General features: G+C 62.8%; 14 protein-coding genes and 1 riboswitch. Of the genes, 5 read left to right on the forward strand and 9 right to left on the reverse strand.

Annotated elements, in window-relative coordinates:
• Window positions 1-7 precede the first annotated feature (7 nt).
• Window positions 8-511 (reverse strand): 2'-5' RNA ligase family protein, encoded by a 504-nt coding sequence (locus VVT58_RS06900; RefSeq protein ID WP_327753732.1) that lies wholly within the window; start codon window positions 509-511, stop codon window positions 8-10.
• A gap of 104 nt (window positions 512-615) precedes the next feature.
• On the opposite strand from VVT58_RS06900, the gene VVT58_RS06905 reads away from it, so the two are divergent.
• Window positions 616-1,035, forward strand: coding sequence for a sugar transporter (locus VVT58_RS06905; protein ID WP_327753633.1), 420 nt, complete (start codon window positions 616-618; stop codon window positions 1,033-1,035).
• Here VVT58_RS06905 and metA read toward each other — a convergent pair.
• The 7 genes from metA to fabD form a co-directional block, all read right to left on the reverse strand.
• A complete protein-coding gene (gene metA / locus VVT58_RS06910; protein WP_327753632.1) occupies window positions 1,032-1,958 on the reverse strand; it encodes a homoserine O-succinyltransferase in 927 nt (308 codons plus the stop codon). The genes VVT58_RS06905 and metA overlap by 4 nt on opposite strands.
• Before the next feature lie 43 nt (window positions 1,959-2,001).
• Window positions 2,002-2,108: riboswitch (SAM-I-IV-variant riboswitch) on the reverse strand.
• Window positions 2,109-2,391: 283 nt separating this feature from the next.
• Window positions 2,392-3,363 carry an endolytic transglycosylase MltG gene (mltG, locus tag VVT58_RS06915; protein ID WP_327753631.1) on the reverse strand — a complete coding sequence of 324 codons (972 nt, stop codon included), beginning with the start codon at window positions 3,361-3,363 and terminating at the stop codon, window positions 2,392-2,394.
• A 10-nt stretch (window positions 3,364-3,373) separates the two neighbouring features.
• Window positions 3,374-4,633 (reverse strand): beta-ketoacyl-ACP synthase II, encoded by a 1,260-nt coding sequence (fabF, locus tag VVT58_RS06920; protein WP_327753630.1) that lies wholly within the window; start codon window positions 4,631-4,633, stop codon window positions 3,374-3,376.
• Between the two features lie 193 nt (window positions 4,634-4,826).
• Window positions 4,827-5,060, reverse strand: a complete 234-nt coding sequence (locus tag VVT58_RS06925; RefSeq protein ID WP_007689016.1) for an acyl carrier protein — start codon at window positions 5,058-5,060, stop codon at window positions 4,827-4,829.
• Between the two features lie 215 nt (window positions 5,061-5,275).
• Window positions 5,276-6,016 (reverse strand): 3-oxoacyl-[acyl-carrier-protein] reductase, encoded by a 741-nt coding sequence (gene fabG, locus VVT58_RS06930; RefSeq protein WP_327753629.1) that lies wholly within the window; start codon window positions 6,014-6,016, stop codon window positions 5,276-5,278.
• A gap of 1 nt (window position 6,017) precedes the next feature.
• A complete protein-coding gene (locus tag VVT58_RS06935; RefSeq protein WP_327753628.1) occupies window positions 6,018-6,824 on the reverse strand; it encodes a crotonase/enoyl-CoA hydratase family protein in 807 nt (268 codons plus the stop codon).
• Window positions 6,821-7,756, reverse strand: coding sequence for an ACP S-malonyltransferase (gene fabD, locus VVT58_RS06940; RefSeq protein WP_327753731.1), 936 nt, complete (start codon window positions 7,754-7,756; stop codon window positions 6,821-6,823). The genes VVT58_RS06935 and fabD overlap by 4 nt, the downstream gene beginning before the upstream one ends.
• A gap of 419 nt (window positions 7,757-8,175) precedes the next feature.
• On the opposite strand from fabD, the gene VVT58_RS06945 reads away from it, so the two are divergent.
• Entirely contained in the window at window positions 8,176-8,547 is a 372-nt protein-coding gene (locus tag VVT58_RS06945) for an RcnB family protein (protein WP_327753730.1), read from the forward strand.
• Window positions 8,548-8,595: 48 nt separating this feature from the next.
• On the opposite strand, the gene VVT58_RS06950 is transcribed toward VVT58_RS06945, so the two are convergent.
• The gene (locus VVT58_RS06950) at window positions 8,596-9,999 is read right to left on the reverse strand and encodes a GntP family permease (RefSeq protein WP_327753626.1); all 1,404 of its coding nucleotides are present in this window, start codon (window positions 9,997-9,999) and stop codon (window positions 8,596-8,598) included.
• A 218-nt stretch (window positions 10,000-10,217) separates the two neighbouring features.
• On the opposite strand from VVT58_RS06950, the gene rpsF reads away from it, so the two are divergent.
• The 3 genes from rpsF to rplI are packed head-to-tail and all read left to right on the forward strand — an operon-like array spanning window position 10,218 to window position 11,515.
• Window positions 10,218-10,667, forward strand: coding sequence for a 30S ribosomal protein S6 (gene rpsF, locus VVT58_RS06955; RefSeq protein ID WP_327753625.1), 450 nt, complete (start codon window positions 10,218-10,220; stop codon window positions 10,665-10,667).
• Between the two features lie 13 nt (window positions 10,668-10,680).
• Window positions 10,681-10,905 (forward strand): 30S ribosomal protein S18, encoded by a 225-nt coding sequence (gene rpsR / locus VVT58_RS06960; protein WP_004212076.1) that lies wholly within the window; start codon window positions 10,681-10,683, stop codon window positions 10,903-10,905.
• A gap of 13 nt (window positions 10,906-10,918) precedes the next feature.
• The gene (rplI, locus tag VVT58_RS06965) at window positions 10,919-11,515 is read left to right on the forward strand and encodes a 50S ribosomal protein L9 (RefSeq protein ID WP_066556016.1); all 597 of its coding nucleotides are present in this window, start codon (window positions 10,919-10,921) and stop codon (window positions 11,513-11,515) included.
• Window positions 11,516-11,591 lie beyond the last annotated feature (76 nt).

Below are 11,591 nucleotides of genomic sequence, written 5' to 3' on the forward strand. Positions count from 1 at the left end.
ATGAAGGTCAGCCCCGAAAGCTGGCCTTCACCGCCAATTCCCAAGGCCCGCCGCGATAATGCCAAGCCGCAAGGCCAGCGATCGCGAGCGGCCTCGGGCGGAAATCGCGTCGTAACGTCGTCGCCAAGGCCTTTGCCTCCAGCGGTTCAACCTTGTTCTGCACCGTGATGTGAAAGCGCGGTTGCGCCTGGTCCTGCGGCACCAGCAAGCCCGCAAAGGCCTCCGCCAATTCATCGCGCATCGCCATCAAGTCCGGGCTTTCCACCCGATAGGCGACACCCCGTCCTAGCAGCATTACCTCGGTCAGCCTCGCACCGGGTGACGGACCTGCGCAGAGCCGCTTCAAACGCCGCGCCACTTCCCCCAGAGCGGAGGGGGGTAGATGATGGAACAGCGTGATATGCGCCGGCACCAGATTGCGTTCGGCCGGAAAATGCGCGCGGCGCAAGCCTTCCGCCCAGCCGAAATCCGCCGCACCCATCAAAGCCGTCACGACGATCGGCGCCGCCAAAGCCTCATTTGCCAAAACCCGGCATATCCTTTCGCAAAATCCCGCCAGCCCCTATGATCCCCCCACGGCCTCGGCAGGCAGGCCGCCGACAGAGGGGGGAAGTCATGACCGCACCGCGATCCTTTCGGGCCATCGGGATCATATTGCTGCTCTGGAACCTGATGGGGGTCGCCGCCTTCATCATACAATATACCGCCGACCTCGACCAATTGGCGAAGACCGATCCTTATACCGCAAATATCTTCGCCGCCATGCCGGTCTGGGCCTGGGCTGCCTATGCGGTCGCTGTCGGTGCCGGTACGCTGGGCGCGACCCTGCTGCTGCTCCGCAAGGACGCCGCTGCGCCCTTGTTCCTGCTCTCGATCGTCGCGGTGATCGTGCAGTTCGGCTATAGTTTCATCCACACCGACCTGTTGGCAGTGAAAGGCATCACGGCCGCGATCTTCCCCGCTGTGATCCTGATCATCGCCATTTTCCAATGGCGCTATGCCCGCAGCCTGATCGCAAAAGGCATCCTTCGCTAAGCGGCGGTCAGGCCCGGCTGCTGTCCGACCGCCCCCAGATCGAAGGGCGCGGTCTGGTAGATTTCGTTGATCCAGTTGCCGAACAGCAGATGCGCATGGCTGCGCCAGTGATTTAGCGGAGCCTGCGCCGGATCATCGCCAGGGAAATAATGGGCCGGCAACTGCCTTGCCCCGTCGCGCGCATATTCGTCGGCCAGCGTCAGCGTGTCATATTCCAGATGGTTGAACATATGCAGGAAGCCGCGCTCCGGATCACCAATCAAACAAAGGCCCGATTCCGCGCTATCGGCCAGAATCTGCAAGCCGCGCCCGTCGGGGATATCCTCCCGCCGCACTTCCGACCAGCGGGACACCGGCACGCAGAAATCGTCGGAAAAGCCACGCATCCAGGGCGACGACGGCACATGATTGTGATGCCGGAACACGCCGAAGGCCTTGCGCTCCAGCGCATGTTTTTCCACGCCGTGGAAATGATGCAGCGCTGCCTGCGCCGCCCAGCAGATGCTCAAGGAACGATGCACATGGGTCTGCGTCCAGTCGAAAATGGCGCGCAATTCATCCCAATAGCTGACCTCTTCGAACGGCAGCGTTTCCACCGGCGCGCCAGTGATGATGAAGCCGTCGAACCGTTCATCCCGCACATCGCTCCATGGACGATAGAAGGACGCCATATGGTCGGCGGAGGTGTTGCGCGAGACATGGTCGCTGATCCGCACCAGCGTCAGTTCCACCTGCAACGGCGTCGCGCCCAGCAGCCGGGCGAGCTGGGTTTCCGTGCTGATCTTGTTGGGCATGAGGTTGAGCAGGGCAATCCGAAGAGGCCGGATGTCCTGCCGCACCGCATCGGCCTCGCGCATGACAACGACGCCTTCGGCCTCCAGCGTGCGGCGGGCGGGAAGATCGTCGGCTATCTTGATCGGCACGTCACGTCATTCCTTGCTTCGGAGCGACGCTTAACGATGTGGCTTGGGTCCGCTTGGTTGCCGGATCGGCCACATCCTCCTTTACGGAGTGCCACCTTGCCCGGATCGGCAGGTTGGCGTTGGGCGTCGCCCCAACTCTTGATGCTGATGACTGGATAGGCGGGTAAGTGGCGTTTGGCAATCGCCGCTTTACGGAAGAAAAGGAAAACTTCGCCTGCCAATGGCCAACCCAAGACATTCCCCCTCCCGCAAGCGTTCAAACGAGTCACGTGCCTCGTTTGAAGGGTTAGGGGTGGGCGCGAGCGAAGTGAGCTTCCGGGTTAGCCGTTGAAAATCGCCGCTAGTGTCGCGCCAGCCCACCCCCTGGCCCCCTCCCGCTTGCGGGAGGGGGAATGGCGGAAAACCACCCAAACAACCCACGGACCCGTGCAGGCTAAAGCTCTCCCCGAGCCCGCCGGATTTCAAACCATTTCCGCACATTCTCATTATGTTCTTGCAGCGTATCGGCAAAGATATGCCCGCCCTTGCCATCCGCGACGAAGTAGAGCGCCTTCGTCTCCGCAGGATGCAAGACCGCCAATATCGACAACCGCCCGGGATTGGCGATCGGCCCCTTGGGCAGCCCGGTCATCGCATAGGTATTATAATCGTTGACCGCCGCGATCTCCGACTTCTTGATCCGGCGTCCCAGCGGCTTGCCCTTGGTGATCGGGTAGATGATCGTCGGGTCCGCCTGCAACATCATGCCGACCTTCAGCCGGTTGCCATAGACCCCCGCCACCATCGGCCGCTCGGACGGCACGCCGGTTTCTTTCTCGACGATGCTGGCCAATATGATGGCCTGCTTGGGCGTCTTGACGACGCTATTGGGCGCCCGCTCCGACCACAGCTTCGTGAGCGCCTTGTCCATGGCGCCCTGCATGCGCCCCAGCACCGCCGCCCGGCTCTCGCCCTTGTCGAATGCATAGCTGTCAGGCAGCACGCTCCCCTCTGCCGGCACCGGGATGTCGCCGGTCAACTCCTCATTCGCCTTCAACCGCTCATAGACCAGGATCGAAGGCATCCCCTCCGGTATGGTCACGAGCCGGGTCAGCGTCTTGCCGCCCTGGAGAATGCCGAAGATATCGCTGTTGCTGGCGCCCTTGGGGATCAGGAACTCGCCCGCCTTGATCGACTTGCCGCGCCCGAAAATCTTGGCGCGGGTCAGGAAAGCATCGGCGGAGCGCACCGCGCCCTTCTGCTTGAGCAGTACCGCCGCATCCGCAATCGTCGCGCCTTCGGGCACCACGATCTCTATATCCCTCATCGCCGGTCCCGCCTCTGTCCATCCATAGACGAAGCGGAATGCAACGAAAGCCGCGACGGCCAGGCCGATCAGCAATATGCCATAGCCAAGCCGCCGCATGCGTCGTGTCTCAGACCGCCTTCATGATCAGCGAAGCGTTGGTGCCGCCAAAGCCAAACGAGTTGTTCAGCACCGCGCGCACCTTGCGCTCCTTGGCGACATGCGGAACCAGGTCCACGCCCTTGCAGCTTTCGCTCGGCTCGTCGAGGTTCAGCGTCGGCGGCACGATCTGGTCGCGCATCGCCAGGATGCAGAAGATGCTCTCCACCGCGCCCGCGCCGCCCAGCAGATGGCCGATGGCCGACTTGGTCGAGCTCATCGACATGGTGCTGAGATGTTCACCGAACAGCCGTTTCACCGCGCCCAGTTCCAGTTCGTCGCCCAGCGGGGTCGAGGTGCCATGTGCGTTCACATAGTCGATATCTGCCAGCGAAAGCCCCGACTTCTTGAGCGCCATCTGCATCGAGCGGTAGCCGCCATTGCCCTCCGGATGGGGAGCAGTGACGTGATAGGCGTCGCCCGACAGACCGTAGCCGATGACTTCGGCATAGATCTTGGCACCACGCGCCTTGGCCCGCTCATATTCTTCCAGTACGACCACGCCCGCGCCCTCGCCCATGACGAAGCCGTCACGGTTGACGTCATAAGGGCGCGAAGCCTTTTCCGGCTGGTCGTTGAACGCGGTAGACAGCGCCCGAGCCTGCGCGAAACCGGCAATGCCGATCGGACAGATCGCGCTTTCCGCGCCGCCCGCCAGCATCACGTCGGCATCGTCCATCGCAATCATCCGCGCGGCGTCCCCGATGGAATGCGCGCCCGTCGAGCAAGCCGTCACGACCGCATGGTTCGGCCCCATCAGGCCATATTTGATTGAGACCTGACCCGAGATCAGGTTGATCAGCCGCCCATGGACGAAGTGCGGCGACACGCGGCCCGGCCCCTTGTTCGCCAGCACCAGCGATTCGCTTTCGATGCCCGGCAGGCCGCCAATGCCCGAACCGATCGAGCAACCGGCGCGCAGACGCTCCTCCTCGCTCATATTGTCGAGGCCCGCGTCGCGCAGCGCCTGGCTGGCGGCGGAAATGCCGTAGACGATGAACGGATCGACCTGCCGCTGGATCTTGTGATCGACATCCAGCCCGGCATCATAGCCATATTCATGATCCGCCGGCTTCACCTCGCAGGCGATGCGGCACTTATATTCACTGGCGTCAAAGCGCGCGATCGTCGCCGCGCCGGATTTGGACGCGATGATGTTCTTCCAGGTCGTTTCCACATCCCCGCCGAGCGGGCTGACCATGCCAAGGCCGGTTACGACAACACGACGCATATGCTTGCTCCGAAAAATTCTCTTTGGCTCAATGTCGCCCATCTAGCCATTCGAAGTGCCCCTGTGAACAGCCAAAACATGAACGGGGACCAGATACGAAAAGGCTCCCCAAGACCGGTTTTTGCCGGACAGGAGGAGCCAATTCCTTCAAACGCGGCGGCCAAACCCCAAAAAGGCAGACCGCCCGACGCTCTTACTGCTTGCTGTCGATATAATCGATGGCGTCCTTGACGGTGGCGATCTTCTCGGCCGCATCGTCGGGGATTTCGACGCCGAATTCTTCCTCGAACGCCATCACCAGCTCAACGATGTCCAGGCTGTCAGCGCCCAGATCGTCAATGAAGCTCGCATCCTCGGTCACCTTTTCGGCTTCGACGCCCAGATGCTCGACGACGATTTTCTTTACGCGATCCGCGGTCTCACTCATGAGTGGTCCTTCTTACTGGGTATCGTTGATGGTTCTGAATATTTGTTAAGGCATGCCCTAGAGGCAAGCCCCATAAGAGGCAAGAGGCAAGAGGCAATCGGGAAGCACGCCCCCGCCTGCATTCGACTCATTAGCCCCGATGGCACAAGGCGGCCGCTTTGCAAATGCCCAAAATTTTTCGGGCGCAAGGGAATAACGCGTCGCGCCCGGCCGGTTCAGATCATCGCCATGCCGCCATTTACGTGCAGCGTCTGGCCGGTCACATAGCCCGCTTCCTTGCTCGCAAGATACACGACCGCCGCGCCGATATCCTCGCCCGCGCCCAGATCGCCCGCCGGAATCCTGGTCAGGATCGCACCCTTCTGCGCGTCATTCAGCGCGTCGGTCATGGCCGAGCGGATGAAGCCCGGCGCAACGCAGTTCACCGTGATTCCGCGGCTCGCCAGTTCCTGGCCCAGCGATTTCGACATGCCGATAATGCCCGCCTTGGACGCTGCATAATTGGCCTGGCCGGGATTGCCGGTGACGCCTACGACCGAAGTGATGGAGATGATCCGCCCGAAGCGCGCCTTCATCATCGGCTTGGCAGCAGCGCGGGCCAGCCGGAACGCCGCCTCCAGATTGACGGAGATCACGTTCGACCATTCCTCATCCTTCATGCGCAGGATCAGGTTATCGCGGGTGATGCCGGCATTGTTGACCAGAATGTCGAGCTTGCCGCCCAGCGCTTCGACCGCCTGTCCCACCAACGCGTCCACCGCCGCCGGATCGCTGAGGTTGCATACCAGAATCTTGTGATCCCCGCCCAGTTCGGCCGCAAAGGCCTTGAGCTTCTCCTCATTGCTCCCCGAAAGGGCGAGCGTGGCACCCTGCGCGGCAAGGGCTTTTGCAATGGCGGAACCGATGCCCCCCGAAGCGCCCGTCACCAGCGCGGTCATGCCTGTCAGATCGAACATGTCAGTCTCCCTTGAAATTCGGCGTCCGGCGCTCGAAAAAGGCGTCGATCGCCTCATCATGATCCGCCGTCGCATGGGCCAGCGCCTGCATCGCGCCCGCCATTTCCATGATCTGGTTCAATTCCGCCGTCTGCGACGCGCGCAACAGCCGCTTGGTCATCCGCGTCGCATGCGGCGGATTGGCGGCGATCTTGTCCGCCAACTTGCGCGCGGCAGTCAGAAGGTCGGCGTCCGGCACCACCTGCCCCACCAGCCCGATCCGCAACGCCTCCGCCGCATCGATCGTCTCGCCGGTCAGCGCCAGTTCGGTCGCCTTGGAAAAACCCACGATTCGCGGCAGCAACCAGGCTCCGCCGTCGCCGGAAACAATCCCAAGCTTCACAAAAGATTCAGCAAATTTAGCCGATTGTGCCGCTATCCTGACATCGCACATCAGCGTCAGATCGCAGCCCGCGCCGATGGCAGGCCCGTTGACCGCCGCGATCACCGGCAGTTCGATCGCCTGAAACAGCAGCGGCAGACGCTGGATTCCCGCCCGATAGTTGCGCCGCGTCTGCGCAGGCAAACATGCCCGCAAACCACCCGCATCGGGCCGCATCGCGTTCAGATCGCCGCCCGAGGAAAAGGCGCTTCCGGCCCCTGTCAGGATCGCCACATGCACCGACAGGTCGCGCTCGGCCTCCTCGAACACGGCGCACAGAGCATCGACCATCGCCGGATCGGAGATCGGATTGCGCCGGTCCGGCATGTTGAGCGTGACCGTCAACACGGCCCCGTCACGGCTGGTCAGAACAGGAGCGCCGCTCACATCGCCCCCAGGGCGGCCTCGATATCATCCATCGTCACAATGCTGCGCACGGTCGCGTCGGGCGCGATCCGCTTGACCATCGGCCCCAGCACCTTGCCGCCAAGCTCGACGAACTCGGTCACGCCCGCGTTCCACATCGCCGCGACGGATTCGCGCCAGCGCACCCGGCCCGTCACCTGCTCGACCAGACGAGCCTTGATCTCCTCCGGATCGGCAATCGCGCTCGCCAGCACATTGGCATAGACCGGCAGCAGCGGCGTGTTGATCGCCGCCTTGCCCAAAGCCTCCTCCATCGCCTCGGCGGCGGGCTGCATCAGGGGGCAGTGGAAGGGAGCCGACACCGGCAGCAGCACGCCGCGCTTGATGCCATGATCCTTGACCAGCGCCACCGCCCGCTCGATCGCGCCGCGATGGCCGGAAATCACCACCTGGGTCGGGTCATTGTCGTTGGCGACGGTGCAGACCTCGCCCTGGGCAGCCGCTTCGGCCAGTCCCAAAGCCTTCTCGATATCCGCGCCCAGCAGAGCCGCCATCGCGCCTTCGCCCACCGGCACGGCAGCCTGCATCGCCCGCCCGCGCAGCTTCAGCAGCTTCGCCGTGGTGCCGATGTCGAAGGCCTCCGCCGCACAGAGCGCGCTATATTCGCCCAGCGAATGCCCGGCGACGAAATCGCCCTTCTCGGCTAGCGAAAAGCCGCCTTCCTTCTGCATCACCCGCAGCGTCGCCAGCGCATTGGCCATGATCGCGGGCTGCGCATTTTCCGTCAGTGTCAGGTCGCTTTCCGGCCCCTCCACCATGATGCGGAACAAATGCTGTTTCAGGGCGTCATCGACCTCCTGAAACAGCTCCTTCGCCGCCGGGCTCGCTTCGGCCAGCGCCTTGCCCATGCCGACCGACTGGCTGCCCTGCCCCGGAAAAAGAAATGCCCTCATCATCCACCTTCTGACATGCGCGCCCGGCAAAAGCGCAATTTTTCAAAGCCGTTACACCTTTGAGACACAAATGCCGTTGAGCCCCCGGCCCATTTCGGTAGTTCTCATCGGAGGACCGCCTTTAACGATGACGGAGTATAAGGAAAAGGTGCGATATCGCATTGCATGGATCGCCGGAACGGCACTGGCGCTCTCGGCCCGCGCCGATCGATGAAGCCGGTCTCGCCAACCTCCATTCGGCACAAGCACATATGCGCGTAAACTCTGTTCGCCTTCCCCATCGACGCGCTGCGTCACGAATAGGGATTACACTTCGCGACAGCTTTGCCGCGACCCGGCACAGTCCTGCGACAAATGCGTCCTATCTCTGTTTTCGACGCCGGGAACGACGGCAAGACATAGAAAGAAGGAGCATGATGATGTTCAAGAAGTTGCTGATGGCTCTCACCGCCACCACCATGATGGCGAGCCCGATGGTCGCTACGGAAGCTCAGGCCGCGCCGCACCGCGAAGTCCATCAGACCGTGAAGCAAGGCTCCCATGGCCGCACCGTCACCCGAACGACCGTCATTCGCAAGGACGACCGCCGCGACAATCACCGCCGCTGGGCCAAGGGTCAGCGTTTCGACCGCCGCTACGCCAACAACTATCGCGTGATCGACAATTATCGCGGCTACCGCCTGAAGGCTCCGCCGCGCGGCTATCACTGGGTCCGCTCAGGCAATGACGCGGTGCTGGTCGCCCTTGCCAGCGGCATCATCGCCTCGGTCATCACCGGCGCCATCCGTTAAAACCGGATCAAAGCAGCAGACGCCCCGGAGGCAATTCCGGGGCATTTTCTATGTCAGTCCCGTCAGATAATAGACTGCGATCACCAGGAAAACGGTGAACGTCTTTATCAAGGTCAGCGCGAAAATATCCTTATAGGCCTGCCTATGGGTCAGCCCCGTCACCGCCAGCAACGTGATGATCGCGCCATTATGCGGCAGGCTGTCCATCCCGCCGCTCGCCATGGACGCCACCCGATGCAGCACCTCTCGCGGGATTCCCGCCGCATCGCCTGCCGCCGCGAACTGCTCGGCCATCGCCGCCAGCGCGATCGACAGCCCGCCCGAGGCCGATCCCGTAATCCCTGCCAGCGATGTCACGGTAATCGCCTCATTGACCAGCGGATTGGGCACGGCCTTCAGCGCCTCCTTGACCACCAAAAAGCCCGGCAGGGCAGCGATCACCGCCCCGAAGCCATATTCCACCGCCGTATTCATCCCCGCCAGCAAGGCGCCGCCGACAGCCGCCCGCGACCCATCGGCAAAGCGCCGCGCCACCGGCCGGAAGGCAAAGAGCAGGATCGTCCCTATCCCCAGCAACAACGCCCCCTCCACCGCCCAGAGCGCTGCCACCTGCGCCAATTTGACCGCCACCGGCTCGGTCAGGCCAGCCAGCGACACGCTGACCTCCTCTCCCGGCACCAGGCGCGGGATCACGATGGTCAAAGCCAGATTTCCCAGCCCCACCACCAACAGCGGCAGCAATGCGATCAAGGGATGCGCAACCTTCTCGCCCCCATCCACCATTTCCGGCTCGTTCACCAGGGTTTCCGGGGCGCCATACCCCTCTCCCGCTGCCTTCATCGCCCGCCGCCGCCAGCCGAGATAGGCCAGCCCCATCCCCATGATGCAGGCCGATCCGATCAGCCCCAGCGCCGGCGCTGCCCAGGCCGTCGTACCGAAGAAGCTGGTCGGAATGATGTTCTGGATCTGCGGCGTCCCCGGCATCGCATCCATGGTGAAGGTGATCGCGCCGAGGCCGATGGTCGCGGGCACCAATCGCTTGGGAATATCCCCCTGCCGGAACATCTCTGCGGCGAAAGGATAGACCGCGAACACCGCAACAAAGACGGAAACCCCGCCATAGGTCAGCAGCGCCGTCACCAGCATGATCGCCGGAATCGCCCTTTGCGCGCCCACCAGCCGGATCACCGCCGAAACGATCGAGCGCGAAAAGCCCGAAATCTCGATCAGCTTCCCGAACAGCGCCCCAAGCAAAAACACCGGGAAATAGAGCTTCAGGAAACTCCCCACCTTCTCCATGAAAAGCCCCGAAAAGACCGCAGGCACGGCGGAAGGATCGGTCAGGAACACCGCCAGCATCGCCAGCAGCGGCGCCATCACGATGACGCTCATCCCCCGATAGGCCGCAATCATTAGCAATATCAGCGACAAGGCCGCGATCCCGACCGCCATCCCACTCTCCCCTTTGCGTCTCTTGCATCAACCTCTATGCATCCCGCGGCAGGACGCCAAGTCTCCCTTGCCTTTCATCCGCATTTCCGTCATAGGCGCCGCTTCGCACGGCCACGGGGTGACTCGCGGCTGCGCGGATCAATGCTTGAGACGACAGCCGGAGGGGCGTTCCACATGGGGTGGGCGTCAGCGATCGGCCAACAGATGAGGCAATACCCATGGCTCTTTATGAGCATGTGTTCCTTGCGCGCCAGGATCTGGCACAAGCGCAGGTGGACGCTCTGGCGGAAACCGCCACCAAGATCGTCGAGGAAAATGCTGGCAAGGTGACCAAGGTGGAAACCTGGGGCCTGCGCAGCCTCGCGTACAAGATCGCCAAGAACCGCAAGGCGCACTATGTCATGCTCAACATCGATGCCCCTGCCGGCGTCGTGGCCGAGCTGGAGCGCCAGACCCAGATCAACGAAGACATCATCCGCTACATGACCATCAAGGTCGATGAGCTGGAAGGTGGCCCGTCGGTCATGATGCGCAAGCAGGAACGCTCCGAGCGTGGTGATCGCGGCCCCCGCGGTGACCGTGGCGATCGTGGCGATCGTGGCCCCCGCGAAGATCGCGGCGACCGTGGCCCGCGCCGTGAGCGCGAAGAAGCCGCCGCCGGCGAATAAGGAGATCTGACCAATGGCACGCCCGTTTTTCCGCCGCCGCAAGAGCTGCCCCTTCGCCGCCAAGGATGCGCCGAAGATCGATTATAAGGACGTCCGTCTGCTTCAGGGCTTCGTGTCCGAGCGCGGCAAGATCGTCCCCAGCCGCATCACCGCGGTTTCCGCCAAGAAGCAGCGCGAGCTGGCCCAGGCCATCAAGCGCGCCCGTCATCTGGGCCTGCTGCCCTACATCGTGAAGTGAGGGAGTAAGACTCATGGAAATCATTCTCCTCGAACGGATCGAGAAGCTGGGCGCCATCGGTGACGTCGTCACCGTGAAGGACGGTTACGCGCGTAACTATCTGCTGCCCAACAAGAAGGCGCTGCGCTCCAACAACGCCAACAAGAAGGTCTTCGAAGCCAACCGCGCGAAGATCGAAGCCGACAACGCCGCCCGCCGCACGGACGCCGAAAAGGCTGCCGAAGGCGTCAACGGCAAGCAGATCGTCCTGATCCGCCAGTCGTCGAACGCCGGCCACCTCTACGGTTCGGTCGCCGTTCGCGACGTCGTCGAAGCCCTCCACGCTGATGGCGTCACCAACGTCACCAAGGCGATGGTCGTGCTGGAACGCCCGATCAAGACCCTGGGCGTGTTCGACGTCAAGGTCGCGCTGCATCCCGAAGTCGCCGTCACCATCACGGTGAACGTCGCCCGCTCGCCGGAAGAAGCCGAGCTGCAGTCGCAGGGCGTGGACGTGATGGCCGACCTGTTCGAAAAGGACGAGAGCGGCTTCACCGAAGATTATGATCCGAACGCGGAACCCGGCGAAATCGCCGTGGAAGCCGAAGAAGCCCCGGCTGAAGAAGCCTGAGTTTCAGCTTCGGACTGAACAGAGAAGCCGTCCCTCACCGGGCGGCTTTTTTGTTGGATATGGCGGCCAAGGGCAA

The sequence above is a fragment of the Sphingobium sp. SJ10-10 genome, from assembly GCF_036038995.2.
Taxonomy (GTDB): domain Bacteria; phylum Pseudomonadota; class Alphaproteobacteria; order Sphingomonadales; family Sphingomonadaceae; genus Sphingobium.